Source organism: Curvibacter sp. CHRR-16 (assembly GCF_018474005.1).
Classification (GTDB): Bacteria; Pseudomonadota; Gammaproteobacteria; order Burkholderiales; family Burkholderiaceae_C; genus Allorhodoferax.
Genome location: NZ_JAHCSH010000002.1, coordinates 37832 through 62835, shown reverse-complemented (window position 1 = coordinate 62835; position 25004 = coordinate 37832). Strand labels below are relative to the sequence as shown.

Below are 25004 nucleotides of genomic sequence, written 5' to 3'. Positions count from 1 at the left end.
TTTTTGCTATGACTTTTGTAGCTGCTCCAGACCGTCTATCAACGGCTAGCGCCACATTTGAGGCTGATTTTCAGGCCCGCTTGCATTGGTCTGCCGATACCGATGCCGCCATCGAGCAGCGGGTGGCCGATATCTTGGCCGATGTGCAACAACGCGGCGACGCCGCCGTGCTGGAGTACACCGCCCGCTTTGACGGTGTGCAGGCTGGCACCATGGCCGCGCTGGAGCTGAGCCAGACGGAGCTGAAAGCCGCTTTCGACAGCCTGCCCACCGAGCAGCGCGATGCCCTGCAAGCCGCGGCCAAGCGGGTGCGCAGCTACCACGAGGCACAGAAGAAAGCATCGGGCGAGAGTTGGACTTACCGCGACGAAGACGGCACCTTGCTGGGCCAAAAAGTCACGCCGCTGGACCGCGTGGGCATCTACGTCCCCGGCGGCAAAGCGGCCTATCCCTCGTCCGTGCTGATGAACGCCATCCCCGCCCATGTGGCTGGGGTGGGCGAGATCATCATGGTGGTGCCCACGCCCAAAGCAGAAAAGAACCCACTGGTGCTCGCTGCCGCCTACGTGGCCGGTGTGAGCCGTGCCTTCACCATCGGCGGCGCTCAGGCTGTGGCTGCCTTGGCTTACGGCACTGCCACGGTGCCGCGCGTGGACAAAATCACCGGCCCCGGCAACGCCTATGTGGCCGCTGCCAAGCGCCGCGTGTTTGGCACCGTGGGCATTGACATGATTGCAGGCCCCAGCGAGATTTTGGTGCTGGCCGATGGCACAACGCCCCCAGACTGGGTGGCCATGGATTTGTTCAGCCAAGCCGAACACGATGAACTGGCGCAGAGCATTTTGCTGTGCCCTGATGCGGCCTACATCGACGCCGTACAGCGCGAGATAGACCGCCTGCTGCCACAAATGCCGCGGGCTGAAATCATCGCCAAAAGCCTCACAGGCCGTGGTGCGCTCATTCTGACCCGCAGCATGGAAGAGGCCTGCGCCATCAGCAACCGCATTGCGCCTGAGCACTTGGAAGTGAGCAGCAGCGACCCGCACCGCTGGGAGCCGCTGCTCAAGCACGCTGGAGCCATCTTTTTGGGCGCATACACCAGCGAGAGCTTGGGCGACTACTGCGCTGGCCCCAATCACGTGCTGCCCACCAGCAGCACCGCACGCTTTTCCAGCCCGCTGGGCGTGTACGACTTTCAAAAGCGCAGCAGCCTGATCGAAGTGAGCGAGCAGGGCGCACAAAGCCTGGGCCGTATCGCCAGCGTGCTGGCCCATGGCGAAGGTCTGCAAGCCCATGCCCGCGCGGCAGAAATGCGCCTCAAGTAAATCCGGAGCACCGCTATGTTTCCCGTCACCCGTTCGCGATTGGCCATCCGCCCTGTGCACCGTGCTGTACAGCACTGGGCAGCGCTATTGGGCATAGGAGCATGCTTGCTGGCAACTAGTGCACAAGCCATGAGCCTGCGCGAGTGGCGTACCTTGGGTCAAGTGCCGGATCAAGGCGATCTATATGCCACCTACTACTTGGTGGGCTTGATGGAGGGCATTGTGGAAGACCAAGCGGACATTTCCCGCCGCGGTGAGCAGCCCCGCATTTGCCCCAATGGTCGCAAACTGGAGCCCAGTATGGCGCGTAACCTGTTCAATGCTGAACTGCTGCGCAACGAAGGTTTGTACGAAGCCGATATGCCCGTCGAGCTGATCATGCGCAATGCTTTGGAAGCCAGCTATCCGTGCTGACGGATTGGCGTTGCTAGCTGATCGAACCTGCTGAATGTGCGCAAGGCGCAGCATCCCATCTTCATGCCAACGAATGGGAATGTGGCATCAATCGTGAAGACTTGAGTGTTTTGGTAATTAAATATATCATCTGCAACTCTGTAACGATACGGTGAGTGTTCTTCGCCGCTTTTTTTTATCGTTGCATTGGTTTATAAAATCCATTGGAGATTGTTCATGATTATTTTGCGTCCCTTGCTCACTTTTTTTGCCGCCCTTGCTATTTGTTTTTCAGCTTCTGCTCAAGAGCATGGAACCAAAGACGAAGCCAAAGCCATGGTGAATGCGGCACTAGCCCATGTTAAGAAAGTTGGCGCAGAGCAGGCATTCAAAGATTTTTCAACCGATAAGGCGAACTGGAATAAAAAAGATTTGTATGTCTTTGTTATGGACATGAAGGGCGTCATGATTGCACATGGCGCAAACGAGAAATTGATTGGAAAAAATCTTATAGAACTAAAAGATCAGAATGGAAAGCAATTTATTCGTGGTTTTGTGGATGCAATGACAGCGGGTTCAGAAACTTGGGTTGATTATGATTGGGCTAATCCAGTTACGAAAAAACTAGAAGGTAAGTCAAGCTATTTGAAGCGTATACCGGGCTTTGACGGATTTGCTGGGGTAGGTATTTATCGTTGATTTTTTGAAAACCAGTCTTTTGACTGGTTTTTTTATAGCTATGAAATACCTTTTTGCCCGATTGCCACTCATGTTCAAAGTGGCATTAGCCCCAGCGCTGGTTCTTGTTTTTTTGCTTGTAGTTACCGGTTACGGTATTTGGACTGCTCAGCAGTCTTCGGCAACCCTGAATGACTTGGCTAGCCAAGGCATACGCCACACAGTTTTGACTGCCCAATTGCAAGCGCGGGTGGTTTCCATCAATGCGCTTGTGATGCAGAGTGTCGCCTATTCTGCAGCAGGGCTTAAGGCGGATGTTATTAAGGCGCTGGACGAAAAACTCACCAGTGAGTTAAAAGCAGCGCAGGAGCAAATGGATAAAACGAGAAGTATTGTAGGGGAAGGTGATGCAGATGCGACAGAGCGTCTGGAAAAAGTAGATAAGGCATTTAAAATTTATACTAAAGGTGTCTTGGATACACTTGATATGCGTGATGCGGATATCACCGCTGCAGCTGTTTTGCTTTCTGCGAACGAGACAGCATATAAAGAGGCGCAAATGCTTCTTGAAAAACAGTTTCAAAGCGAAGTCAATGAAGCGAAAGTAGAAGCAGATAATGCCGCTAATGGACTTAGTGCCGGTGTCAATATATCTGTTGTATTAACGCTTGGTGCATTGTTGTTGGGTATATTTTTGACGTGGTTTATTGCTCGACAAATAGTTGCTTCATTGCAAACAGCCATGCATATTGCGAATGATGTAGCAAGCGGGAATTTGGCGCTGCAAAAAGTCCGTGCTGGTGAAGATGAGGCAGGCCGCGTGGTCAGTGCCTTGTATGACGTTTCAGCCCGTCTGCGTGCCATGATTGCAGGCATACGTGGTAGCGCCCATCAAATAAATACGGCTGCTAGCGAAATATCACAAGGTAACAACGACTTGGCTTCACGCACGGAATCGACCGCGATGGCCCTTCAATCTACGGCATCTGCTGTTGGGGACTTGACCCGCACGCTGCAATTGAGTTCAGAAACCGCTTCGCGTGCTAGTGAACTGGCTTTTGATTCCTCGCACATCGCCCAGCAAGGTGGAATGGCTGTGGGTGAAGTGATTTCCTCAATGGATGTCATCAGTACCCAAGCCAAGCGTATTAGTGAAATCATAGGCACGATCGATAGCATTGCTTTTCAAACCAATATCTTGGCCCTCAATGCTGCTGTAGAGGCAGCTAGGGCAGGGGATCAAGGTCGAGGCTTTGCGGTGGTTGCGTCTGAAGTGCGTTCTTTGGCTGGGCGTTCTGCGGAGGCTGCCAAAGAAATTCGCACACTGATCAGTGCATCGGTTGAGCAAGTTGAGCTCGGTACGGTCAAAGTGCAGACCGCTGGAGAAACCATGGATCGTATTGTGAGTTCTATTGAGCAAGTGAGCGCCATGGTGCTGGATATATCCAAAGCTGCTGTAGATCAAGCGCAGGGAATTCAGCGTGTAAACCAAGCCGTATTGGACATGGATCGGAGTACGCAGCAAAACGCTGCGCTGGTAGAGCAGAGTGCCGCTGCAGCAGAAGCGCTGCGCAATCAAGCTTCCAGTTTGGTTCAAGCGGTATCCGCTTTTCGTATTGATGCATCCGATCAAAATGCAAACGCAAACCAGCACTGGCAGCCACCGCTTCTTCATTAAGCGGTTAGAACTGCCGGCATGCCTAAAACAAGCCTGAAGCGATGTTGATCGTCAACGCCACCACGGTGGTGTTGAAGAAGAAAGCCAGCACGCAGTGCACTGTGCCTATGCGGCGCATGGCGCGGCTGCTAAAGCTCACATCGGCGGTTTGGCCTGAGGTGCCTATCACGCAGGCAAAGTACAAAAAGTCGCTGTAGTCCGGCGCATGCCCACCCGGAAACTCCAGCCCGCCTGAGCCGTAGCGCATCAGCGCCACGTAGTAGTCGTGTGCGTAGTGCAGGGCAAACATCACCTGCGTGAAGAGCCATGAACTGGCAATGGTCAGCGCTGCCAACGCAATGTGACCGTAGCGCAATGCGCTGGGGCGTTGTATGTCTTTGACCGTAGCCAGTTCGACAAAGATGGCGCCTATGCACACGACAGCCGCTAGCACCACCAGCAACAAAATGAACAAACGCCCTTCATCGTGCTGCACGGCGCGTGTGCGCATGCGTTCGTGGCTGGAGCCAAACATCATGTGCAAGGCCAGCACCAAATACAGGCAGGCCCCCACATTCCACGCGGTAATGAGCTTGGTTGCCGTGTGTGACTCCAGCACCGATGGCATGCCCACATACGTGAGTACCGCCAAGGTGGCGGCAATCAGTAAGCGCGGCCGGCTCAAGGCCATGCGCAGCCACAGCGGTTTGCCGGCGTGGGGGTGGGTGGGAAGGGTGTGCATGGCGTCTTATTGTCCACGCGGTGCTAGCACGATGATGCCCATGCCCACTAGCGCTACGGCACAGCCCAGCACGTCGTAGCCGCTAGGGCGTATGCCTTCTACCAGCCACAGCCAGGCGATGGCCGCCACGATGTACACCCCACCATATGCGGCGTAGACCCGGCCAGCAGCAGCCGGGTGCAGGGTCAGTAGCCAAGCGAATAGCCCCAACGCCAAGCCAGCTGGCAGCAGCAACCACGCGCTGTGGCCTTGGCGCAGCCACAGGTAGGGCAGGTAGCAGCCCACGATCTCGGCCAGAGCGGTGGCGATGTACAGGAGCAGGGCAGACATCAGGGGTGGCAAAGTGGGGAGTAGCGAACGCATGGTGGACATACTGTAGCTGGATTTCGTGCGAGCAAATATCAACACGAATTTCGTGTTGCACGAAAATCGTGTAAACTGCGGCACATGAAAAACGTCACCATCACCGTGGACGATGCCGCCTTGGAGTGGGTGCGCATCGAGGCTGCACGGCGCAACACCAGTGTGTCGCGGTTGGTGGGGGAAATGATTGCCGAAAAGATGGCGCGCACCGATGCCTATGCCCGCGCCACCCGGGACTGGATGAGCAAAGACCGCCTCTGGTCGTCCAACGGCGCGTCATATCCCAGCCGCAGCACATCTGCGAAGGCCAAGCCATGAGTGGCGTGTTCGTGGACGTATCGCTGCTGCTGGCCAGTGAAGACGGTGCCTACCCCGAGCGCCGCGCCGTGGCGCTGCAGTGGCTCACGGCCCTGTGGCAGCGCGGTTTGGGGCGCACCAGCACGCAGGTGCTGCACGACTTTTACCGCATCGCCACCTATGAGCTGCAGCCGCCCATGCCCGCTGGCGACGCCCGCGCCGAGGTGCGCCGCTACGAGCACTGGCAGCCTTGGCAGATAGACCACGCCACTGTTGAGTCGGCTTGGGCCATCGAGAGCCGTTTTGGCCTGCACTTTGCCGACAGCTTGGTAGTGGCCGCTGCCCAGCACTTGGACTGCCAATACCTGCTCAGCGAAGACCTGCCGCATGAGCAGCGCTATGGTGCGGTGCAAGTGATTAACCCGTTTGCCAACATGGATGCAGCCGATTTGTCTTTGCTCGAGAGCCTTGCATGAGTACCACACCTACCAACAACCTGACCCAACGCGTGCTGGAGCGCCGCATCCGCGCCGATGTGCGCGCCATGCACGCCTACCACGTGCAAGACAGCCGTGGCTACGTCAAGCTCGACGCGATGGAAAACCCTTTTTGCCTGCCCGCTGACTTGCAGGCCGCGCTGGGCCAGCGCTTGGGCCAAGCCGCGTTGCACCGTTACCCGGACAACCGCGTGGAAGCGCTGCGCCAAGCGCTGCAGCAGTACACCGACATGCCCGCAGACTATCGCCTCATATTGGGCAATGGTTCCGACGAGTTGATCAGCTTGGTCACCATGGCCTGCCAGCAGGGCACAGACCCCACCACCGGGCGCAAGCCCGTGGTGCTGGCTCCTGTGCCGGGTTTTGTCATGTACGCCATGAGTGCCGCCTTGCTGGGGCTGGACTTTTGCGGCGTGCCACTGTTGCCCAGCTTTGCATTGGACGTACCGGCCATGGAAGCGGCCATTGCCGAACAGCAGCCTGCCATTGTCTACTTGGCTTATCCCAATAACCCCACTGGCACGCTGTGGGACAAGGCCGACATGCGCCGCGTGATTGCCGCTGCTGCTGCGGTGGGCAGCATCGTGGTGCTGGACGAGGCTTACCAGCCTTTTTCCAGTCACACATGGCTAGACGAGATGCGCGCCGACCCGGTTGCCCATGGCCATGTGCTCCTGATGCGCACGCTGAGCAAATTCGGCTTGGCTGGTGTTCGCTTGGGCTACCTCATGGGGCCCGCTGCGCTGGTGGCCGAGATTGACAAAGTGCGCCCGCCCTACAACGTGAGCGTACTGAACTACGAATGCGCCATTTTTGCGCTTGAGCACCAAGCTGTTTTTGCGGCTCAAGCCCAGCAAATATGCGCTGAGCGCGCTATGCTTTTAGGAGCATTGCAAGCCATGCCTATCGTGACCGTGTTTGAGAGCCAAGCCAACATGATTTTGTTGCGCAGTGAGCGAACCGAGGCGGCTGTCGTGTTCCAGCGTCTCAAAGAGCGTGGCATTCTCATCAAGAACGTTTCTACAATGCACCCATTGCTGGCCAATTGCCTGCGCTTGACGGTGGGAACCCCCGACGAAAACCGCCAACTGCTGGCCGCCTTGCAGGAAAGCCTATGAGCAACTATCCCCTTACCGAAGTGGGCGGCAGCGCCCCCACCGTAGCCACAGCCCAGCGTGTGGCCGAAGTGCTGCGCCAAACCGCTGAAACCCGTATCCGTGTGCGTGTCAACTTGGACGGCACGGGCACCAGCCGCCTTTCCACAGGCATTGGTTTTTTTGACCATATGCTGGACCAAATTGCCCGCCACGGTCTCATTGACATGGAAGTGGACGTGCAGGGCGACTTGCATATTGATGGCCACCACACCGTCGAGGATGTGGGCATCACCATCGGGCAGGCGTTTGCCAAAGCCGTGGGCGACAAGAAAGGCCTGCGCCGCTACGGCCACGCCTACGTGCCATTGGACGAAGCTTTGAGCCGTGTGGTGGTGGACTTCTCGGGCCGCCCCGGTCTGGACATGCACGTGGACTTCACCGCTGGCATGATCGGCGCGTTCGATACCCAGCTGACTTATGAGTTTTTCCAAGGCTTTGTGAACCACGCCTTGGTGACCTTGCACATCGACAACCTCAAAGGCCGCAACGCCCACCACCAAGCCGAAACCATCTTCAAGGCTTTTGCCCGCGCCCTGCGTTTTGCGCTGGAGATCGACCCCCGCTCGGTGGGCGTGATCCCTTCGACCAAAGGAAGCCTGTAAGTCGCTATGAAAAAAGTTGCCGTGGTGGACTATGGCATGGGCAATTTGCGCTCGGTCACTCAGGCCGTGGTGCATGCAGCCAGCCAAGTCGGGGTTGAGGTGGTGTGGGCGCGCAGTGCCCAAGAGGTGATGGACGCAGAGCGGGTGGTGCTGCCCGGTCAGGGGGCCATGCGCGACTGCATGCGCGAGCTGCACGAGAGCGGCATGTTCGACGCCGTGATGCATGCTGCGGCCAATAAGCCCCTCATGGGCGTGTGCGTGGGCATGCAAATGCTGCTGGACTACAGCGATGAGCAAGATACCGCCAGTCTGGGGCTGATAGGCGGGCGCGTGGTGCGCTTTGACCTAGAAGGCCAACTGCAAGCTGATGGTAGCCGCTATAAAGTGCCGCAAATGGGCTGGAACCAAGTGTGGCAAACCGGCTCAGACGGCAGTGCACCCCGCCATCCCGTGTGGGGTGATATCCCCGATGGCAGCTACTTTTACTTTGTGCACAGCTACTATGCCGCACCCAGCAACCCCCAGCATGTGGTGGGCAGCACCGATTACGGTGTACGCTTTGCCTGTGCTGTGGCGCGCGATAATATTTTTGCGACCCAGTTTCACCCAGAGAAAAGCGCCGACCAGGGCCTAGCCCTGTACCGCAATTTTCTGCACTGGAATCCCTGATTTTTTCTCAACTAGCTTTTAAGCATCATGCTGCTCATTCCCGCAATCGACCTCAAGGACGGCCACTGCGTTCGCCTCAAACAAGGCGATATGGATCAATCCACCATCTTCAGCGACAGCCCGGCTACCATGGCCCAAGGCTGGTTGAACAAAGGCGCTAGACGCCTGCACTTGGTGGACTTGAACGGTGCGTTTGCCGGTCATCCCAAGAACGAGCAAGCGATTCGCCAAATCCTCAAAGAGGTGGGCAGTGAAATCGACGTCCAGTTGGGTGGCGGTATCCGCGATCTGGACACCATAGAGCGCTACCTCGATGCCGGTCTGCGCTACGTCATCATCGGCACGGCAGCGGTGAAAAACCCCGGCTTCTTGCGCGATGCCTGCACGGCCTTTGGCGGCCACATCATCGTGGGCCTAGACGCCAAGGACGGCAAAGTCGCCACCGATGGCTGGAGCAAACTCACGGGACACGATGTGGTGGATTTGGGCAAGAAGTTCGAAGACTACGGCGTCGAATCCATCATCTACACCGACATTGGCCGTGATGGCATGCTCACGGGCATCAACGTAGAGGCCACCGTCAAGCTGGCGCAAGCCCTCACCATCCCCGTCATCGCTTCGGGTGGTCTGAGCAATATGGCCGATATCGAAGCCCTGTGCGCCGTCCAGGACGAGGGGGTAGAGGGCGTGATCTGTGGCCGCGCCATTTATACCGGCGACTTGGACTTTGAAAAAGCGCAGGCCCGCGCCGACGAGTTGAATGGATGATGGCGCCTCGCCGCAAAGGTTTTTATGCTCGCTAAACGCATCATTCCCTGCCTAGACGTGACTGGTGGTCGCGTGGTCAAAGGCGTCAACTTTGTGGAGTTGCGCGATGCGGGCGACCCGGTGGAAATCGCTGCCCGCTACAACGACCAAGGGGCTGACGAACTGACGTTTTTGGACATCACCGCCACCAGCGATGGGCGTGACCTGATTCTGCACATCATCGAAGCCGTGGCCTCGCAGGTGTTCATTCCGCTCACTGTGGGCGGAGGGGTGCGGGTGGTCGAGGATGTGCGCCGCTTGCTCAACGCAGGGGCGGACAAAATCAGTTTCAACTCGGCAGCCATTGCCAATCCCCAAGTCATTGAGGATGCTTCGAGCAAGTTTGGTGCACAGGCGATTGTGGTGGCCATTGACGCCAAGCGCCGCAGCGCCGACGACGAGCAGCGCTTGGTCAACGGTGTTCCTGTGGGCCCCGGTTGGGATGTGTTCAGCCACGGCGGGCGCAAAAACACCGGCTTGGACGCTGTGGTATGGGCCCGTGACATGGCGCGCCGGGGCGCGGGTGAAATTTTGCTCACCAGCATGGACCGCGATGGCACCAAGAGCGGTTTCGACTTGGCTCTGACCCGCGCTGTGGCCGATGCGGTCAGCGTGCCCGTCATCGCCAGCGGTGGTGTGGGCAATCTGGACCATTTGGCCGATGGTGTGCAGCAAGGCGGTGCCGATGCCGTGCTGGCCGCTAGCATCTTCCACTATGGTGAATACACCGTCGCTCAGGCCAAAGCGCACATGGCATCGCGTGGCATTCCGGTGCGCATTTAACGCTGTAAAGAGATACCCATGACTGCTACAGACAACTGGCTCGACGCTGTGCGTTGGGACGACAAAGGCTTGGTGCCGGTGATTGCCCAAGAACACAGCACGGGCGATGTGCTGATGTTTGCGTGGATGAACCGCGAGGCTTTGGCCCAAACTGCCCAGCTACGCCAAGCCGTGTACTTCAGCCGCTCGCGCAACAAGCTGTGGTTCAAGGGCGAGGAGTCCGGCCATGTGCAGCAGGTACACGAAATTCGTTTGGATTGCGACAACGACGTAGTGCTGCTGCGCGTCACGCAAACGGGCCACGAACCTGGTATTGCCTGTCACACGGGCCGCCACAGCTGCTTTTACAGCATCTTGCAAGACGGTCAATGGCAAGCAGTCGATCCTGTGCTCAAAGACCCGCACAGCATTTACAAGCCTACCGAGTGAGCTTTTTATGAGCGATACCCTGCAATCCCAAGATGTTTTGGCGCGCTTGGCTGCCACCATCGAGAGCCGAAAACCCGCCAACGGCGGCGATCCCCAAGCCAGTTATGTGGCCCGTCTCATGGCCAAAGGCCCCGATGCTTTTCTGAAAAAGATTGGCGAGGAGGCCACTGAGGTGGTCATGGCGGCCAAAGACGTGGATCACGGCGCAGGAGTTGATAAGCTGCTGTACGAGGTGGCTGATCTGTGGTTTCACAGCATGATTGCTTTGTCCCACTACGGCTTACATCCGCACGACGTGGTGGCTGAATTGGCTCGCCGCGAAGGTTTGAGCGGGCTGGAAGAAAAAGCCTTGCGCAAAGCGCAAGACCGTGAGGCGCAAGAGTCGCTGAATCAGCCGCGTTGATCGTTTTGCAGGAGTTTGCATGAGCCAACATTCCGTCCATTCCCCCGGTTTTGACCCCAACTGCTTGTTCTGCAAGATCGCAGCCAAGCAAATTCCGTCGCGTGCGGTGTACGAGGACGAGCAGGTGTACGCTTTTCACGACATCAGTCCGTGGGCACCGGTGCACTTTCTCATCATCCCCAAGCTGCATATTGCCAGCATGGCCCAGGTGGGGCCTGAGCATGCGCAGTTGATGGGGCACATCATGACTTTGGCGCCGCGTTTGGCAACAGAGCAGGGCTGCAGGCCCTATCCGGATGGGGGCTTTCGCCTGATCGCCAATACTGGGCAAGATGGTGGGCAAGAGGTGCACCATTTGCATCTGCATGTGATTGGTGGCCCCCGCCCTTGGGCTAAGGGTTGATTGATCTTGGTTTATTCCTGCGCCACAGGGCAGGACTAGAATAACCAGCAATATTTAGGAGTACGTACCATGGGTTCTTTTTCTATTTGGCATTGGCTGATTGTGTTGGCTATCGTGGTGATGATTTTTGGCACCAAAAAGCTGAAAAACATTGGCACCGATTTGGGTTCAGCCGTCAAAGGCTTTAAAGACGGCATGAAGGATGGCAACGCCGAGGATGCTGCCAAACCAGCGCCTACCAGCCAGCAAGTGGCCCACAACAGCGCGGCCAAAGAAGGCCAAACCATCGACGTGCAAGCCAAAGAAAAACCTTGATGACTGCGCAGTGCGTGCTGAGCAGTTGTCCAACCGGAGCGGCCTGTGATTGATCTTGGCATCTCCAAAATGGCCTTGATTGGCGCAGTCGCGCTGATCGTCATTGGCCCTGAAAAACTGCCGCGTGTGGCCCGCACCGTGGGCACGCTGCTGGGCAAAGCACAGCGCTATGTGGCCGATGTGAAGGCCGAGGTTAACCGCTCCATGGAGCTTGATGAGTTGCGCAAAATGCGCGATACAGTTCAGCAAGCTGCCAGCAATGTGGAGCAGGCCGTACAGACCTACGCCAGTGATTTTGAACAGCAGATCCAAGGCCCTGAGTCCAGCGTTGAGAGTGATCCGGTTTACCCCAGCTACCGCCATCCGCAGAAAAACTGGCGCCTCAAGCGGGGTGCTACGCCACGCTGGTACAAAGTTCGCCATGGCACGCGCACCCATGTGCAGTCTGGCTCTGCCCGTGTAGCGCGCTTTCGTCCCAAGAAACCCCAAGTCTGATACATCCCGAGTCCCTTACAGCCCATGGCCAACGAAAACGATCCGCAAGACGAGCTTGCAGGAACTGAGCAGCCTTTTATCCAGCATTTGATGGAGCTGCGTGATCGGCTGGTCAAGGCTCTTATCGCAGTGGCTGTGGCCATGGTGGTATTGGCTATTTACCCTGGGCCAGCGGGCTTGTACGACTGGTTGGCCGCGCCCTTGGTGCACACATTGCCTGTAGGCAGCAAGTTGATTGCCACCTCGGTGGTCGCGCCCTTTTTTGTGCCGCTGAAAATACTGATGGTGGCCGCTTTGTTGCTGGCCCTGCCTGTGGTGCTGTACCAAGTGTGGGCTTTTGTCGCCCCTGGTTTGTACAGTCACGAAAAGCGCTTGGTGGTGCCCTTGGTGATTTCCAGTACCCTGTTGTTCTTTGTCGGCGTGGCGTTTTGCTATTTCTTTGTTTTTGGCAAAGTGTTTGCCTTCATCCAGGGCTTTGCCCCCAAGAGCATCGCGGCGACTCCTGACATCGAGGCGTATCTGGACTTCGTGTTGTCCATGTTCTTGGCCTTTGGTTTGTCGTTTGAAGTGCCTGTGGTGGTGGTTTTACTCACCCGCATGGGGATTGTGACGATCGAGCAACTCAAAGCATGGCGCAGCTACTTCATTGTTGGCGCGTTTGTGGTGGCCGCTGTGGTGACGCCTCCCGACGTGGTGTCGCAGCTGTCCTTGGCCATCCCCATGTGTTTGCTCTACGAGGTGGGGCTGTGGGCAGCGGGCTTTTTCATGCGATACACGCAAAAGCCAGAGGAGGAAGAGGCGACTTCCCCCTCCTCTGAAGCCTAAACGGCTTCATGCAACCTGCGCTGATTAGCGCTTGGCGGTCTGTTTGGGTGAGGGGCGAACGCCGGGGATGATGGCCATGCTGACATTCTCCCCCTTGCGTTCTATGGTGAATTTGGCTTCTACCCCTGGCTTGAGGGCTGATACGGTATTGAGCAGTTGGCTCACATTGGCTACGTTCTTGCCCGCAACCGAAACGATCACATCCCCTGGTTTGAGACCAGCTTTGGCTGCGGGCCCTCCTTGCAAGACACCGGTGATGATGACGCCATGCTCGCTTTTTACGGCGAAGGTTTCTACCAATTCGGGGCTCAGGTCATTGGGCTCTACACCAATCCAACCGCGTGTGATGTGCCCATCTTTGACCAAGCCTTCCAGCACCATTTTGGCGGTGGTAACAGGGATGGCAAATCCAATCCCCATGCTGCCACCCGAGCGTGAATAAATGGCGGTATTGATGCCCAGCAGGTTGCCGTTGGTATCGACCAAAGCACCACCCGAGTTGCCAGGGTTGATGGCGGCATCGGTCTGGATGAAATTTTCAAAGGTATTGAGTCCCAGCTGGCTGCGTCCCAAGGCGCTTACGATGCCGCTGGTCACGGTTTGACCGACACCAAAAGGGTTGCCAATGGCCAGCACTTGGTCGCCCACTTGCAGGTTTTCGGAGTCACCCAGCACGATGATGGGCAAGCGGTCAAGGTTAATTTTGAGTACCGCCAAATCGCTGTCTGGATCGGTACCAATGATGTCGGCTTTGGCATGGCGGCCATCGTTGAGCAACACGTCGATCGCATCGGCTCCTTCAATCACGTGGTTGTTGGTCAGGATGTAGCCACTTTCGCTGACGATGACGCCACTGCCCAGGCCTTCTTGATCATCGTCAGAGTTGTCTCCAAAGAAACGCTGCCATGGATCGCTCGTGCTGGCGCTGCCTTTTTTGCTGGTGCTGATGCTGACCACGGCGGCAGACGCTTTTTGGGCTGCAACGCGGTAGCTGCCTGCCGGAATGTCTTGCTTGCCTGTGGGCGGGGCTTGCCACAGGGCGATATTGTTGGTGGTGGTTTGCTCAGGGCCACGCTGCAACCACTGGGGTTTGAGGGTGGCGACCACAAAATATGCGGCCAGTAGTACGGTGGTGGTTTGTGCAAACAGCAGCCAAATGCGTTTCATCGTCTTGAACCTTGCAAAGTCTGGGGGATTGTAGGTGCAGCATTGACTGGCTCTCAGTCTTTGTGAAAAGCAGTAGAGTGCTGCCCTTGCTTTGGTGCCCATTGTGCGAAAAACCATTTACCTTCAATCTCGTGCCCCAACCAAGCCAGATTGGGGGCAGCCATGCAATGGCTGCGGGGTGTGCTGTGCCACCGAACCCTGTCCGATAGGGGTGCTGGTATCGCGGCGCAGGCAAGGTGCTTGTACTGCTTTGCGGTGGAATGTGCAGCAACAGCGCTACCACTGCGGCGTGCTGGTGGCGGTGCAGCGCTGGGCTGTGTTGCGCAGTTTGGTCACACGCTGGATAGCGGCAGGCCAAGGCTGTGACTGCTCAATCGAAATAGACAACTCTGATGAGGTGAACCCATGACATGCAGCCGACAGGCTTTGGTGGACTATTGCAATACGGTGCTGCAGCCTGAGCGCTTCAAAGACTATGGCCCCAATGGTTTGCAAGTGGAGGGCAAAACGTTGGTGCGCCGTCTGGTGACTGGAGTCACTGCCAGTTTGGCATTGATTGAAGAAGCCGTGCGGTTGCAAGCCGATGCGGTGCTCGTGCACCATGGACTGTTTTGGCGTGGCTACGATGGGCGCGTGACAGGGTGGATGCGCCAACGCTTAGGCACTTTGCTGGCCCACGATATCAACTTGCTGGCTTATCACCTACCGCTAGATGCCCATGCTCTGTGGGGCAATAACGTGCAGCTAGGGCTACAGCTAGGCTTGCAGGTGCACAGCCAGTTTGGCGAGCAGATGTTGGGCTGTTTGGGGCAAGGGATTGCAGGGCCTTGGCCTAGTGTGCAAGCCTTGGCGCAGCACTGTGAAGCAGTTTTGCAGCATGCTGTGGTATCGATTCCAAGCCACCAAGGGCCTGTGGAGCGGGTGGCGTGGTGCACCGGTGGTGCACAAAGCTACTTTGAGGCGGCCATTGCAGCTGGCGCGCAGGTCTACATCACTGGGGAGATATCGGAGCCTCAAGCCCACTACGCACGCGAATGCGGTGTAGCGTATTTGGCTTGTGGTCACCATGCGACTGAGCGCTATGGCGTGCAAGCTTTGGGGCAGCACTTGGCGCAGCAGTTGGGCATAGAGCATGTATTTGTGGACATTGACAATCCAGCTTGAAGGGACAGAGCGTGAATTCCAAAGGATTGGCTATCAGCATGGGGGATGCAGCAGGCATTGGTCCCGAAATCATCGCCCAGTGCTTTGCCCTGCACGCTGCTGACATGCGTGGCAGCGTGGTGGTTGGCGACGTGGCCACGATGCAGCGCGCGTTGGCTGTGCATCCCGCTACAGCCCAGTGGCATGTGCAGCGTGTAGAGCAGGTGGGGCAGGCGCTGGATATGCCGACCAATACCATTGCAGTTTTGCAAGTGGGGGACGCTCTGCCTGCTGTGCCGTGGGGGCAGGTGCATGCAGCAGCGGGGCACAGTGCGGGTTTGTTTGTGGAGGCGGCTGCGCAGCTGGCTTTGCAAGGCGATGTGTCTGCGGTAGTGACGGCCCCCCTGCACAAAGAGGCTTTGCATCTGTCTTCGCGCTACCAGAACTACCCCGGTCACACCGAGTTGCTGCAAGCCTGCGCAGCCCGTTTTGCCGGCCAGGCAGTAGAGGATATGCCTGTGCGCATGATGCTCGCCAATCCCCAGCTGCGTGTGGTCTTGGTGACTATCCACATGGGTTTGCGCCAAGCCTTGGATGCCATTACGACCCCTCATGTTTTGCAAACCTTGCAGATCACGCGCAAGGCCTTGTATGCCATGTTGGGGCGCGAACCACGCATAGCGGTGGCAGGGGTGAATCCGCATGCTGGAGAGGGCGGCCTTTTTGGTCGGGAGGAACTGGACATTTTGCTACCAGCCATTGTGCAAGCCCGCTCAGAGGGTGCCCATGTTTCAGATCCGATTGCACCCGATACTGTATTCATGCGCGCCCGTAGCACGGCGCACAAGCCAGGTGAGTTTGATGTGGTGGTGGCGCAATACCACGACCAAGGCTTGATACCAGTCAAGTACGATGGTGTGAGCGACGGGGTGAACGTGACTCTTGGCTTGCCCTTGGTTCGCACTAGCCCAGACCATGGAACAGCATTTGATATTGCAGGCCAAGGTTTGGCGGATCCTTCTAGCTTGTGGCAGGCCATTGCCATGGCCCGCCAGCTAACAAGTCTTACTTCTTGAGGCTGTCGCGAATTTCGCGCAGCAGCACGATGTCTTCTGGTATGACAGCGGGTGTTGGCTCTGGTGCTGGAGCCTCTTTTTTCAGGCGGTTGATTTGCTTGACCATCATGAAAATGATGAAGGCCAGAATGGCAAAGTTCACCGCAACGGTGATAAAGCTGCCATAGGCAAACACCGGTACACCGGCCTTTTTGAGCGCATCCAAGGTGTGGGCGGTACCTTCAGGCACCGTGCCCAAGGTCAGAAACAGGTTAGAGAAATCCAGTTTGCCGATAACCGCACCCACGAGCGGCATGATGAGGTCGCCTACAACCGAATCAACGATCTTGCCAAACGCACCACCGATGATGACCCCCACGGCCAAGTCAATCACGTTGCCTTTGATGGCGAAATTTTTGAATTCCTGCAGCATGCTCATGAATGACTCCTGTGGCTAAGTTTGATTAATGTCATGAAGTATGACGGTTTCGGTGGTTTCTAGCGGCCAAGCATAGCGCTTTCCGGGGGGGCTTCAATAGAATCGTTTCACCGACCCTGTGGCCCTGTTTCTTGAGGTTTCTCATGAGTGATTCGACCATCTCTCCCCCAGAGATTGATAACAGCAAGCGTGCCTGGCTGATTGCCACTGGCTGCGCTGGTGCAGTGGGTGGCGTTGCCACTGCCGTACCGTTTGTGAGTTCTATTCAGCCCTCGGAGCGGGCGAAAGCGGCTGGTGCAGCCGTAGAGGCGGACATCAGTGCCCTGAACCCTGGCGAGAAGCAGGTGGTGGAGTGGCGCGGGAAACCCGTGTGGATTATTCGTCGCACGCCCGAGCAGCTCAAAGCATTGGAAGGAATGAACGCCCAGTTGGTCGATCCACAATCTGACCGCAAGCCTGATATGACCCCTGAGTATGCCCGCAATGTGGCGCGTGCTATCAAACCTGAATATTTGGTAGTGGTGGGCATTTGCACGCATTTGGGCTGCTCGCCCAATGACAAGTTTCAGGCGGGGCCCCAGCCATCTCTTCCAGACGATTGGAAAGGAGGCTTTTTGTGCCCCTGCCACGGTTCGACATTCGATATGGCTGGCCGCGTTTTCAAGAACAAACCCGCACCCGATAACTTGGAAGTGCCACCGCACATGTATTTGTCGGACACCAAGTTGTTAATCGGTGAAGACAAGAAGGCCTGAGGAGCAAGAGACTATGGCTGAATTCAAAGAAATCGCCGCGGATGCGCCCGTGAGTGCCAAGGTGACTAACTGGTTTGAGAACCGCTTTCCGAGCGCATTCGCGGCCTACAAGCTGCACATGTCGGAGTACTACGCGCCGAAGAATTTCAACTTCTGGTACATCTTTGGCTCGCTAGCCCTCTTGGTACTGGTGATCCAAATCGTGACCGGAATTTTTTTGGTCATGCACTACAAGCCCGATGCGGCCTTGGCTTTCGCTTCAGTGGAATACATCATGCGCGATGTACCGTGGGGCTGGCTGATCCGTTACATGCACTCCACCGGCGCGTCGGCCTTCTTTGTCGTGGTGTATCTGCACATGTTCCGGGGGCTGCTGTATGGCTCGTACCGCAAGCCACGTGAGCTGGTGTGGATTTTTGGTTGTGCCATCTTTTTGTGCCTGATGGCCGAGGCCTTTATGGGCTATTTGCTGCCATGGGGGCAAATGTCCTATTGGGGCGCGCAGGTGATCGTGAACCTGTTCTCTGCTGTGCCTTTGATTGGCCCTGATTTGGCCCTGCTGATCCGTGGTGACTATGTGGTGGGTGATGCCACGCTGAACCGCTTTTTCAGTTTCCACGTTATCGCGGTGCCACTGGTACTGCTGGGCTTGGTAGTTGCGCACTTGTTGGCGTTGCACGATGTGGGTTCCAACAATCCTGACGGGGTGGAGATCAAAGCCGGCCCCAAAGGCAACCGCTGGTCTGCTACAGCGCCTACTGATGGCATACCCTTTCACCCCTACTACACGGTGCATGACATCTTTGGTGTGGCGGTGTTCTTGTTTGTGTTCTGTGCAATCATTTTCTTCGCGCCGGAGGTGGGAGGCTACTTCTTAGAAGCCAATAACTTCATTCCTGCCGATCCGCTCAAGACACCGTTGCACATTGCGCCAGTGTGGTACTTCACGCCGTTTTATTCCATGCTGCGGGCTATCACTACACAAATGGTCTACGTGCTGATCGTTTGTGTGTTGCTGGGTGCTGCGGGATCTGTTTGGAAGCTCAAGTTGCCCAATGCAACCAAGGGTGCTGTATTGGTTGCTGGTGTTGTTGCTAGTGCGCTGCTGTTGCTCATCGAAGCCAAGTTCTGGGGTGTTGTGGTAATGGGCGGTGCGGTTGTCATCCTGTTCTTCTTACCTTGGCTCGATCGCAGCCCTGTGAAGTCGATCCGCTACCGTCCGAGTTGGCACAAATACGTGTATGCCGTGTTTGTGGTGGACTTCGTGGTACTGGCTTACTTGGGCGTACAACCACCATCGCCAATCGGTGAGCGCGTATCGCAAGTGGGCACACTGTTTTATTTTGGCTTCTTCCTGCTAATGCCATGGTGGAGTGCGTTGGGGCAATGCAAGCCAGTGCCAAGCCGCGTGACTTTCCAATCCCACTAACCCCACTCAAGGCCGGAGTTCATTTCATGAAAAAAATCATTGTTTCGGCAGTGGCAGCGCTGGGTTTGGTCATGGCTGCACAGGCCAATACAGGCGGTTTTCCTTTGGACAAAGCGCCGATTAATTTGCAGGATCAAGGCTCACTGCAAAATGGTGCCCGTCTCTTTGTGAATTACTGCCTGAGTTGTCACTCGGCTGCTTTCATGCGCTTTAACCGCTTGAAAGACATTGGCCTCACAGAGCAGCAAATCAAAGACAATTTGCTCTTCACTACTGACAAAGTGGGGGAGACCATGAAGGCATCGATTGATCCCAAGCAGGCCAAAGAATGGTTTGGGGCCAATCCGCCTGACCTGACGTTGATTGCCCGTTCGCGGGACGGTTTGGGTGGCTCAGGTGCCGATTACCTGTACACCTATATGCGTACTTTCTATGTGGATCCAAGCCGTCCTTCGGGTTGGAATAATATGGTGTTTCCCAATGTTGGCATGCCGCATGCCTTGTGGGAACTGCAGGGAAAACGCGAAGCCGTGTTTGAAGTAGAGCAAGCCCATGGACAAGAAAATCATGTCTTTAAGGGCTGGAAGCCGGTCACCGAAGGATCGATGACGCCAGAGCAGTATGATCGGGCTGTCGCCGATTTGGTGAATTATTTGCAATGGATGGGTGAGCCTGCTCAGGAACACCGCCAGCAAATTGGTAAGTGGGTACTGCTGTTTTTGGCAGGCCTTATCTTCATCACGTGGCGGCTAAATGCCGCTTTCTGGAAGGACGTAAAGTAAAGCTTTACGTTCACAATTTATGATGTAGGACTGGATGCGGTCATCCGCTTCCAGTCTTTTCGTTTTTAGGAGTTTGCTGACATGATGGTTTTGTATTCGGGAACCACTTGCCCTTTTTCACATCGCTGCCGTTTTGTGCTGTTTGAAAAGGGCATGGATTTTGAGATCCGTGATGTTGATCTGTACAACAAGCCCGAAGACATCAGTGTTATGAACCCGTATGGTCAAGTGCCGATTTTGGTCGAGCGCGATCTGATCTTGTACGAGTCCAACATCATCAATGAATACATTGATGAACGGTTCCCACATCCCCAGCTCATGCCTGGAGATCCAGTGGATCGCGCACGCGTACGCTTGTTCTTGTTGAACTTTGAAAAAGAGTTGTTTACGCACGTCTCCGTGATGGAAGCCCGTGGTGCCAAATCGACCGATAAGTCGGTAGAAAAAGCCCGTGCCCATATCCGTGACCGCTTGACCCAGTTGGCACCTGTTTTCTTGAAGAATAAGTACATGCTGGGTGAAGAATTCTCTATGCTGGATGTGGCGATTGCCCCTTTGCTGTGGCGTTTGGATCACTATGGTATCGAGTTGAGCAAAAACGCTGCTCCTCTGCTCAAGTACGCAGAGCGCATTTTCTCTCGGCCTGCATACATTGAGGCGCTGACACCCTCTGAGAAGGTAATGCGCAAGTAAAGGTATTCCATGACCCAAGATCTGCCATCTACCAAACCCTATTTGATTCGCGCTATTCACGAATGGTGTACGGATAATGGTTTCACTCCATACATTGTGGTGGCGGTGGATGAGTCGGTGCGGGTTCCTATGGAATACGTGAAAGATGGTGAGATTGTTCTCAACATTAGCTACGACGCTACCGGCTCCTTGAGTTTGCTCAATGACTACATTGGCTTCAAAGGGCGCTTTGGGGGTGTAGCACGCGATATCAGTTTTCCTGTCGTGCGGGTTGCAGCCATTTATGCCAAGGAAAATGGCCAAGGCATGGCTTTCCCTGTAGAAAAAGCGCTTGTAGCACCAGCTACAGAGCCTGACATTGTGCCTGAGAGCAAAGCGGAGGCCAAGCGTCCTTCACTCACACGCATCAAATAACTGCTGCGAAGCTTTTTGGCCCTTTTTTAGCAGTATATAATGCGCGCTGTGCCGGTTTAGCTCAGTTGGTAGAGCACCCGCCTTGTAAGCGGTAGGTCGTCAGTTCGAATCCGACAACCGGCACCATTTCTTTAGCTACACGTCTGTAGCAATCCTCAAACGAATCGTTTGCACATCCCACCCTTTGGTGCGTAAATGTGCTTGCATAGCTGGCACCAATTGTCGCACTTTTGCTGCTGCAACGCTCGTTTTTAAGATCAAGCACCAAGTAGTACCTTCTATGGGCCCAGCTTCTACGTTGGCATATAAGGCTGGTGGTAAAAGCGATTTGACGCTTCGCAAGCGCTCCTTGGACTCCAATGCTCTTGCAGCAATGTTGTGCAATTCACTGCTATCGAGTACGGCTTGGTAGGCGGAGCGGGGAGGGGAATTTCGTATCATCGGACTGAAGGAGCATGCAGGTATGCAGATCATTATCACTGATGCATGGATGGCAAAAAGCCGTGCGTATCACCTCAGCGGCCCCCGTTTATTGGCTGCCATATTGGTTCTGGCGGTGGTTGTGATGCTCCTTTCGGCGGTGCTCTACCATTGGGTATTTCTCAAAGGTGCACGGGATGGTTGGCCAATCATTGGCAGTATGGTGCGCTTGGTGGTCAAAGATGAATTCGCCCAGCGCGACCGGTATTTGAAGGAGAACATTGAGCTTCTAGCCAAGCGTTTGGGTGAGATGCAAGTCAAGATGACCCAATTGGAGTCCATCAGTGAGCGTGTGTCGGGACTTGCAGGTTTGAATCCATCGGACTTCAAGATCAAAGATGGTCAAGGTGGCGTATACATACCTGGCCCCAATCTCAGTTTGCAAGATTTGGACAGTACCATGGAGTCTATGGACAAGGTGCTGGGCATACGTTCTGACATGTTCACCGTTTTGGAGTCACGTCTTTTTGAGCAGAAGATCAAAAAAATGATGATTCCTACCCAAGTGCCAGTGCCCAATGTCCCAATAGGCTCTCCGTTTGGCTTTCGCATTGACCCCATTACTGGCCGTTCTGCGCTGCACACAGGATTGGACTTCCCTGCAGATGTGGGAACCAAAATTTTGGCTGCGGCAGGCGGGGTGGTCGTCACACAAGAGTTCCATTTCCAATACGGCAACATGATTGAAATTGACCACGGCAATAATCTGATTACGCGTTATGCGCATACTTCCAAAGTGTTTGTCAAGAAAGGGGATTTGATCAAACGAGGGCAATTGATTGCCGAGGTTGGAACTACTGGACGCTCTACCGGACCACATCTGCACTTTGAGGTATTGGTACAGGGTGTTCCGCAAGATCCTGAGAAGTTCTTGAAAGCAGGTGGAGAACGCCTAGGAGCGCGTGCTGCGGCAAGTGCCGTAATGGAACGCTAAAATGCTTCGTTACCCAGACTTTGTGTGCTGGGTGCGCAGAGTTTGACGGTGTATTTGCCTTAACCCTTTTTAATCCTTTTGTACGTTGGCTTGCATACCCTGCAAGGTGCGTATCCGCATTCATGGCACTCAATTTCTTCACCAAACTATTTGGCAGTCGCAACGACAGACTGCTGCGTCAATACAAAGCGGTTGTGGGCCGTATCAACAGCTTGGAATCGCAGTTGGAGCGATTGAGCGACGTTGACTTGCAAGCGAAAACGCAAGAATTCAAGCAGCGTTTAGCCCAGGGTAGTAGCTTGGATGATTTGTTGCCTGAAGCATTTGCTGTGGTGCGTGAAGCCTCTAAGCGTGTGATGAAAATGCGTCACTTCGATGTACAGCTATTGGGCGGTATGGCATTGCATTACGGCAAGATCGCGGAAATGCGCACGGGTGAAGGTAAAACCTTGACCGCGACTTTGCCGGTATATCTCAATGCCTTGACTGGCAAGGGTGTGCATGTGGTGACCGTCAACGACTACCTGGCTAGTCGTGATGCCCAGTGGATGTCCAAGCTTTATAACTTCTTAGGATTGACTGTGGGTATCAACAAAGCCCATGCGCCACGGGAAGAGAAGCAAGCAGCTTATGGGGCAGATATCACGTATGGAACTAACAACGAATACGGTTTTGATTACCTGCGTGACAACATGGTCTATGAGGTGGCCGATCGTGTTCAACGAGGCCTGAATTACGCGATTGTGGATGAAGTTGATTCCATCCTTATCGATGAAGCGCGCACTCCTTTGATCATCAGTGGTCAAGCAGAAGACCATACTGCTTTGTATTTGTCGATTAACCAACTCGTCCCACGTTTGGTACGGCAAGAAGGCGAGGCTGATCCTCTCACAGGGCAAGGTATTACCAAACCGGGTGATTTCACTTTGGATGAGAAGAGTCACCAAGTATTTTTGACGGAAGCAGGGCATGAAAAAGCCGAGTTGATTTTGGCTGAGTTGAATTTGATCCCTGAAGGCTCGTCTTTGTACGACCCAGCCAATATCACCTTGGTGCACCACTTGTATGCCGCTTTGCGTGCACACCACCTTTACCACCGTGATCAGCATTACGTGGTGCAGAATGGGGAAGTGGTGATTGTTGATGAATTCACCGGCCGATTGATGGCGGGACGCCGTTGGAGCGATGGTTTGCACCAAGCAGTGGAGGCCAAGGAAGGCGTGGCGATTCAGGCCGAGAACCAAACGTTGGCATCCATCACCTTCCAGAACTATTTCCGCCTCTATGGCAAGCTTGGTGGTATGACCGGGACAGCCGATACGGAGGCGTTTGAATTCCAAACCATCTATGGCTTGGAGACCGTGGTAATACCTCCCAATCGCGTTAATCGTCGCCAAGATCAGTTGGATCGTGTCTATAAAACGACCAAGGAAAAATACGACGCTGCAATTGCCGATATTCGTGAATGTTATGAGCGCGGACAGCCCGTGCTGGTAGGCACGACGTCAATTGAGAATTCAGAAATCATTTCTCAGCTACTGCAGCAGGCTGGTTTGCCGCACCAAGTGCTGAACGCCAAGCAGCATGACCGCGAAGCGGACATCATTGCCCAAGCTGGACGTACCAAAATGATCACGATTGCGACCAACATGGCTGGCCGTGGTACGGATATCGTCTTGGGTGGCAATATCGAGAAGCAACTGGCAGCAATTGAAGCCAATGATGCGTTATCAGCCGCTGATAAAGAAGCACAGATTGCTGTGTTGCGTGCACAGTGGCAGCAAGAGCATGAAGCGGTGAAGGCACTGGGTGGTTTGCGCATCATTGCCACAGAACGCCATGAGTCCCGTCGTATTGACAACCAATTGCGTGGTCGTTCCGGGCGACAAGGTGACCCAGGGTCATCTCGTTTTTATCTCAGTTTGGATGACGCACTCATGCGTATCTTCGCTGGTGAGCGAGTCAAAGCCATTATGGACAGGCTCAAGATGCCAGAGGGCGAAGCCATTGAGGCCGGCATTGTGACCCGCAGCATTGAAAGTGCACAGCGCAAGGTGGAGGCACGCAACTTTGATATTCGCAAGCAACTGTTGGAGTACGACGACGTATCCAACGACCAGCGCAAGGTGATTTATGCCGAGCGCAATGGTATTTTGGAGGCACAAGCTATCCACGAGCGTATTGAGGCACTGCGCCAAGGGGCTTTCGAAGATTTGGCGCGTCAGCATGTACCTGTCGAGTCGATGGAAGAGCAATGGGATATTGCTGGGTTGCAAAATACCTTGACTCAAGAGTGGAATATCCAACTAGATTTGCTTGCTAAGGTCGCTGAAGCGCATGCCATTACTGATGAAGAAATCGTGCAAATGGTCTTGAATGCAGCCGATGCCGCCTACCAAGCCAAAGTCGAAACGGTAGGGGTTGAAAATTTTGCTCCGTTTGAGCGCATGGTGCTATTACAGAGCATGGACACCCACTGGCGTGATCATTTGAGTGCGTTGGATTATTTGCGACAAGGTATCCACCTGCGTGGATATGCGCAAAAGCAGCCCAAGCAAGAATACAAACGCGAAGCGTTTGAATTGTTTGGCCAGATGCTGGACTCGGTGAAGAACGAAGTCACCCGTGTAACGATGAATGTGCGCATCCAATCGGCAGAGCAGCTAGATCAAGCTGCTGAGCAAATAGAGGAGCAAGCCAGTCATGTGGCCAATGTGACCTATAGCGCACCGACGGAAACTGGCGAGGTTGAAACGTCGGTTGATCCATCTACCTTGATTCAAGAAGTGCCGCGCGTTGGGCGTAATGACCCTTGCCCGTGTGGCAGCGGTAAAAAATACAAACAGTGCCACGGCAAGCTGTCTTGAGGAACT

General features: G+C 55.2%; 31 protein-coding genes and 1 tRNA gene. 28 read left to right on the top strand and 4 right to left on the bottom strand.

Annotated elements, in window-relative coordinates; all coding sequences use genetic code 11:
• The first annotated feature begins 8 nt into the window (after window positions 1-8).
• The 4 genes from hisD to KIK84_RS03765 all read left to right on the top strand — a co-directional run bounded on the left by hisD (window position 9) and on the right by KIK84_RS03765 (window position 4074).
• Complete coding sequence (gene hisD, locus KIK84_RS03780; protein ID WP_214121666.1) at window positions 9-1325, top strand: histidinol dehydrogenase; 1317 nt, start codon at window positions 9-11, stop codon at window positions 1323-1325.
• Window positions 1326-1340: 15 nt separating this feature from the next.
• Window positions 1341-1739, top strand: coding sequence for a hypothetical protein (locus tag KIK84_RS03775; RefSeq protein ID WP_250207749.1), 399 nt, complete (start codon window positions 1341-1343; stop codon window positions 1737-1739).
• A gap of 216 nt (window positions 1740-1955) precedes the next feature.
• Window positions 1956-2417, top strand: a complete 462-nt coding sequence (locus tag KIK84_RS03770) for a cache domain-containing protein (protein WP_214121665.1) — start codon at window positions 1956-1958, stop codon at window positions 2415-2417.
• Window positions 2418-2421: 4 nt separating this feature from the next.
• Window positions 2422-4074: a methyl-accepting chemotaxis protein gene (locus tag KIK84_RS03765; RefSeq protein WP_214121664.1), complete on the top strand. Its 1653-nt coding sequence runs from the start codon at window positions 2422-2424 to the stop codon at window positions 4072-4074.
• A 22-nt stretch (window positions 4075-4096) separates the two neighbouring features.
• On the opposite strand, the gene KIK84_RS03760 is transcribed toward KIK84_RS03765, so the two are convergent.
• Entirely contained in the window at window positions 4097-4795 is a 699-nt protein-coding gene (locus KIK84_RS03760; RefSeq protein WP_214121663.1) for a DUF1345 domain-containing protein, read from the bottom strand.
• A 6-nt stretch (window positions 4796-4801) separates the two neighbouring features.
• Window positions 4802-5125 (bottom strand): YnfA family protein, encoded by a 324-nt coding sequence (locus tag KIK84_RS03755; protein ID WP_214121662.1) that lies wholly within the window; start codon window positions 5123-5125, stop codon window positions 4802-4804.
• A 117-nt stretch (window positions 5126-5242) separates the two neighbouring features.
• Here KIK84_RS03755 and KIK84_RS03750 point away from each other — a divergent pair, with 117 nt between their 5' ends.
• The 13 genes from KIK84_RS03750 (at window position 5243) to tatC (ending at window position 12840) form a co-directional block, all read left to right on the top strand.
• A complete protein-coding gene (locus KIK84_RS03750; RefSeq protein WP_214121661.1) occupies window positions 5243-5476 on the top strand; it encodes a CopG family transcriptional regulator in 234 nt (77 codons plus the stop codon).
• Entirely contained in the window at window positions 5473-5931 is a 459-nt protein-coding gene (locus KIK84_RS03745) for a PIN domain-containing protein (RefSeq protein ID WP_214121660.1), read from the top strand. Before KIK84_RS03750 ends, KIK84_RS03745 begins: the two co-directional genes overlap by 4 nt.
• Window positions 5928-7070, top strand: coding sequence for a histidinol-phosphate transaminase (gene hisC, locus KIK84_RS03740; RefSeq protein ID WP_214121659.1), 1143 nt, complete (start codon window positions 5928-5930; stop codon window positions 7068-7070). The genes KIK84_RS03745 and hisC overlap by 4 nt, the downstream gene beginning before the upstream one ends.
• On the top strand, window positions 7067-7711 hold the full coding sequence (gene hisB, locus KIK84_RS03735) for an imidazoleglycerol-phosphate dehydratase HisB (protein WP_214121658.1): 645 nt from the start codon (window positions 7067-7069) through the stop codon (window positions 7709-7711). Before hisC ends, hisB begins: the two co-directional genes overlap by 4 nt.
• 6 nt (window positions 7712-7717) lie before the next feature.
• Complete coding sequence (gene hisH / locus KIK84_RS03730; RefSeq protein WP_214121657.1) at window positions 7718-8380, top strand: imidazole glycerol phosphate synthase subunit HisH; 663 nt, start codon at window positions 7718-7720, stop codon at window positions 8378-8380.
• A gap of 27 nt (window positions 8381-8407) precedes the next feature.
• Window positions 8408-9148 (top strand): 1-(5-phosphoribosyl)-5-[(5-phosphoribosylamino)methylideneamino]imidazole-4-carboxamide isomerase, encoded by a 741-nt coding sequence (gene hisA / locus KIK84_RS03725; RefSeq protein ID WP_214121656.1) that lies wholly within the window; start codon window positions 8408-8410, stop codon window positions 9146-9148.
• 24 nt (window positions 9149-9172) lie between these two features.
• On the top strand, window positions 9173-9970 hold the full coding sequence (hisF, locus tag KIK84_RS03720; protein WP_214121655.1) for an imidazole glycerol phosphate synthase subunit HisF: 798 nt from the start codon (window positions 9173-9175) through the stop codon (window positions 9968-9970).
• Window positions 9971-9988: 18 nt separating this feature from the next.
• Window positions 9989-10399 carry a phosphoribosyl-AMP cyclohydrolase gene (gene hisI, locus KIK84_RS03715; RefSeq protein ID WP_214121654.1) on the top strand — a complete coding sequence of 137 codons (411 nt, stop codon included), beginning with the start codon at window positions 9989-9991 and terminating at the stop codon, window positions 10397-10399.
• Between the two features lie 7 nt (window positions 10400-10406).
• Window positions 10407-10802: a phosphoribosyl-ATP diphosphatase gene (locus KIK84_RS03710; protein WP_214121653.1), complete on the top strand. Its 396-nt coding sequence runs from the start codon at window positions 10407-10409 to the stop codon at window positions 10800-10802.
• Between the two features lie 19 nt (window positions 10803-10821).
• Window positions 10822-11205: a histidine triad nucleotide-binding protein gene (locus KIK84_RS03705; RefSeq protein ID WP_214121652.1), complete on the top strand. Its 384-nt coding sequence runs from the start codon at window positions 10822-10824 to the stop codon at window positions 11203-11205.
• Window positions 11206-11274: 69 nt separating this feature from the next.
• Complete coding sequence (tatA, locus tag KIK84_RS03700; protein WP_214121651.1) at window positions 11275-11520, top strand: Sec-independent protein translocase subunit TatA; 246 nt, start codon at window positions 11275-11277, stop codon at window positions 11518-11520.
• Window positions 11521-11565: 45 nt separating this feature from the next.
• A complete protein-coding gene (gene tatB, locus KIK84_RS03695; protein WP_214121650.1) occupies window positions 11566-12015 on the top strand; it encodes a Sec-independent protein translocase protein TatB in 450 nt (149 codons plus the stop codon).
• Between the two features lie 24 nt (window positions 12016-12039).
• Window positions 12040-12840, top strand: coding sequence for a twin-arginine translocase subunit TatC (gene tatC, locus KIK84_RS03690; RefSeq protein WP_214121649.1), 801 nt, complete (start codon window positions 12040-12042; stop codon window positions 12838-12840).
• A 24-nt stretch (window positions 12841-12864) separates the two neighbouring features.
• On the opposite strand, the gene KIK84_RS03685 is transcribed toward tatC, so the two are convergent.
• Window positions 12865-14007 carry a S1C family serine protease gene (locus KIK84_RS03685; protein WP_214121648.1) on the bottom strand — a complete coding sequence of 381 codons (1143 nt, stop codon included), beginning with the start codon at window positions 14005-14007 and terminating at the stop codon, window positions 12865-12867.
• 262 nt (window positions 14008-14269) lie between these two features.
• Here KIK84_RS03685 and KIK84_RS16890 point away from each other — a divergent pair, with 262 nt between their 5' ends.
• From KIK84_RS16890 to pdxA, 3 genes are read left to right on the top strand one after another with little or no spacing between them, the layout of a single operon-like run.
• Window positions 14270-14416: a hypothetical protein gene (locus KIK84_RS16890; RefSeq protein WP_349815897.1), complete on the top strand. Its 147-nt coding sequence runs from the start codon at window positions 14270-14272 to the stop codon at window positions 14414-14416.
• Entirely contained in the window at window positions 14413-15171 is a 759-nt protein-coding gene (locus KIK84_RS03675; protein WP_214121647.1) for a Nif3-like dinuclear metal center hexameric protein, read from the top strand. The genes KIK84_RS16890 and KIK84_RS03675 overlap by 4 nt, the downstream gene beginning before the upstream one ends.
• Window positions 15172-15209: 38 nt before the next feature.
• A complete protein-coding gene (pdxA, locus tag KIK84_RS03670) occupies window positions 15210-16226 on the top strand; it encodes a 4-hydroxythreonine-4-phosphate dehydrogenase PdxA (RefSeq protein ID WP_214122294.1) in 1017 nt (338 codons plus the stop codon).
• On the opposite strand, the gene mscL is transcribed toward pdxA, so the two are convergent.
• Window positions 16216-16644: a large conductance mechanosensitive channel protein MscL gene (mscL, locus tag KIK84_RS03665; protein ID WP_214121646.1), complete on the bottom strand. Its 429-nt coding sequence runs from the start codon at window positions 16642-16644 to the stop codon at window positions 16216-16218. The genes pdxA and mscL overlap by 11 nt on opposite strands.
• 158 nt (window positions 16645-16802) lie before the next feature.
• Here mscL and petA point away from each other — a divergent pair, with 158 nt between their 5' ends.
• From petA to secA, 8 genes are all read left to right on the top strand, one after another.
• Window positions 16803-17399, top strand: coding sequence for a ubiquinol-cytochrome c reductase iron-sulfur subunit (petA, locus tag KIK84_RS03660; protein ID WP_214122293.1), 597 nt, complete (start codon window positions 16803-16805; stop codon window positions 17397-17399).
• Window positions 17400-17412: 13 nt separating this feature from the next.
• Window positions 17413-18828: a cytochrome b gene (locus KIK84_RS03655; protein ID WP_214121645.1), complete on the top strand. Its 1416-nt coding sequence runs from the start codon at window positions 17413-17415 to the stop codon at window positions 18826-18828.
• 26 nt (window positions 18829-18854) lie between these two features.
• Complete coding sequence (locus KIK84_RS03650) at window positions 18855-19610, top strand: cytochrome c1 (RefSeq protein WP_214121644.1); 756 nt, start codon at window positions 18855-18857, stop codon at window positions 19608-19610.
• Window positions 19611-19691: 81 nt separating this feature from the next.
• Window positions 19692-20303, top strand: coding sequence for a glutathione S-transferase N-terminal domain-containing protein (locus KIK84_RS03645; protein ID WP_214121643.1), 612 nt, complete (start codon window positions 19692-19694; stop codon window positions 20301-20303).
• A 9-nt stretch (window positions 20304-20312) separates the two neighbouring features.
• Window positions 20313-20717, top strand: a complete 405-nt coding sequence (locus KIK84_RS03640; protein ID WP_214121642.1) for a ClpXP protease specificity-enhancing factor — start codon at window positions 20313-20315, stop codon at window positions 20715-20717.
• A gap of 50 nt (window positions 20718-20767) precedes the next feature.
• A tRNA-Thr gene (locus KIK84_RS03635) sits at window positions 20768-20843 on the top strand.
• A gap of 337 nt (window positions 20844-21180) precedes the next feature.
• A complete protein-coding gene (locus KIK84_RS03630) occupies window positions 21181-22131 on the top strand; it encodes a M23 family metallopeptidase (RefSeq protein WP_214121641.1) in 951 nt (316 codons plus the stop codon).
• 122 nt (window positions 22132-22253) lie between these two features.
• Window positions 22254-24998, top strand: coding sequence for a preprotein translocase subunit SecA (secA, locus tag KIK84_RS03625; protein ID WP_214121640.1), 2745 nt, complete (start codon window positions 22254-22256; stop codon window positions 24996-24998).
• Window positions 24999-25004 lie beyond the last annotated feature (6 nt).

Excerpts from the sequence above, each read along its gene's own strand:
- hisD (WP_214121666.1), top strand. The coding sequence starts at position 9 with ATGACTTTTGTAGCTGCTCCAGACCGTCTATCAACGGCTAGCGCCACA.
- KIK84_RS03775 (WP_250207749.1), top strand. The coding sequence starts at position 1,341 with ATGTTTCCCGTCACCCGTTCGCGATTGGCCATCCGCCCTGTGCACCGT.
- KIK84_RS03770 (WP_214121665.1), top strand. The coding sequence starts at position 1,956 with ATGATTATTTTGCGTCCCTTGCTCACTTTTTTTGCCGCCCTTGCTATT.
- KIK84_RS03760 (WP_214121663.1), bottom strand. The coding sequence starts at position 4,795 with ATGCACACCCTTCCCACCCACCCCCACGCCGGCAAACCGCTGTGGCTG.
- KIK84_RS03755 (WP_214121662.1), bottom strand. The coding sequence starts at position 5,125 with ATGTCTGCCCTGCTCCTGTACATCGCCACCGCTCTGGCCGAGATCGTG.
- KIK84_RS03750 (WP_214121661.1), top strand. The coding sequence starts at position 5,243 with ATGAAAAACGTCACCATCACCGTGGACGATGCCGCCTTGGAGTGGGTG.
- KIK84_RS03745 (WP_214121660.1), top strand. The coding sequence starts at position 5,473 with ATGAGTGGCGTGTTCGTGGACGTATCGCTGCTGCTGGCCAGTGAAGAC.
- hisC (WP_214121659.1), top strand. The coding sequence starts at position 5,928 with ATGAGTACCACACCTACCAACAACCTGACCCAACGCGTGCTGGAGCGC.
- hisB (WP_214121658.1), top strand. The coding sequence starts at position 7,067 with ATGAGCAACTATCCCCTTACCGAAGTGGGCGGCAGCGCCCCCACCGTA.
- hisH (WP_214121657.1), top strand. The coding sequence starts at position 7,718 with ATGAAAAAAGTTGCCGTGGTGGACTATGGCATGGGCAATTTGCGCTCG.
- hisA (WP_214121656.1), top strand. The coding sequence starts at position 8,408 with ATGCTGCTCATTCCCGCAATCGACCTCAAGGACGGCCACTGCGTTCGC.
- hisF (WP_214121655.1), top strand. The coding sequence starts at position 9,173 with ATGCTCGCTAAACGCATCATTCCCTGCCTAGACGTGACTGGTGGTCGC.
- hisI (WP_214121654.1), top strand. The coding sequence starts at position 9,989 with ATGACTGCTACAGACAACTGGCTCGACGCTGTGCGTTGGGACGACAAA.
- KIK84_RS03710 (WP_214121653.1), top strand. The coding sequence starts at position 10,407 with ATGAGCGATACCCTGCAATCCCAAGATGTTTTGGCGCGCTTGGCTGCC.
- KIK84_RS03705 (WP_214121652.1), top strand. The coding sequence starts at position 10,822 with ATGAGCCAACATTCCGTCCATTCCCCCGGTTTTGACCCCAACTGCTTG.
- tatA (WP_214121651.1), top strand. The coding sequence starts at position 11,275 with ATGGGTTCTTTTTCTATTTGGCATTGGCTGATTGTGTTGGCTATCGTG.
- tatC (WP_214121649.1), top strand. The coding sequence starts at position 12,040 with ATGGCCAACGAAAACGATCCGCAAGACGAGCTTGCAGGAACTGAGCAG.
- KIK84_RS03685 (WP_214121648.1), bottom strand. The coding sequence starts at position 14,007 with ATGAAACGCATTTGGCTGCTGTTTGCACAAACCACCACCGTACTACTG.
- KIK84_RS03675 (WP_214121647.1), top strand. The coding sequence starts at position 14,413 with ATGACATGCAGCCGACAGGCTTTGGTGGACTATTGCAATACGGTGCTG.
- pdxA (WP_214122294.1), top strand. The coding sequence starts at position 15,210 with ATGGGGGATGCAGCAGGCATTGGTCCCGAAATCATCGCCCAGTGCTTT.
- mscL (WP_214121646.1), bottom strand. The coding sequence starts at position 16,644 with ATGAGCATGCTGCAGGAATTCAAAAATTTCGCCATCAAAGGCAACGTG.
- KIK84_RS03655 (WP_214121645.1), top strand. The coding sequence starts at position 17,413 with ATGGCTGAATTCAAAGAAATCGCCGCGGATGCGCCCGTGAGTGCCAAG.
- KIK84_RS03650 (WP_214121644.1), top strand. The coding sequence starts at position 18,855 with ATGAAAAAAATCATTGTTTCGGCAGTGGCAGCGCTGGGTTTGGTCATG.
- KIK84_RS03645 (WP_214121643.1), top strand. The coding sequence starts at position 19,692 with ATGATGGTTTTGTATTCGGGAACCACTTGCCCTTTTTCACATCGCTGC.
- KIK84_RS03640 (WP_214121642.1), top strand. The coding sequence starts at position 20,313 with ATGACCCAAGATCTGCCATCTACCAAACCCTATTTGATTCGCGCTATT.
- KIK84_RS03630 (WP_214121641.1), top strand. The coding sequence starts at position 21,181 with ATGCAGATCATTATCACTGATGCATGGATGGCAAAAAGCCGTGCGTAT.
- secA (WP_214121640.1), top strand. The coding sequence starts at position 22,254 with ATGGCACTCAATTTCTTCACCAAACTATTTGGCAGTCGCAACGACAGA.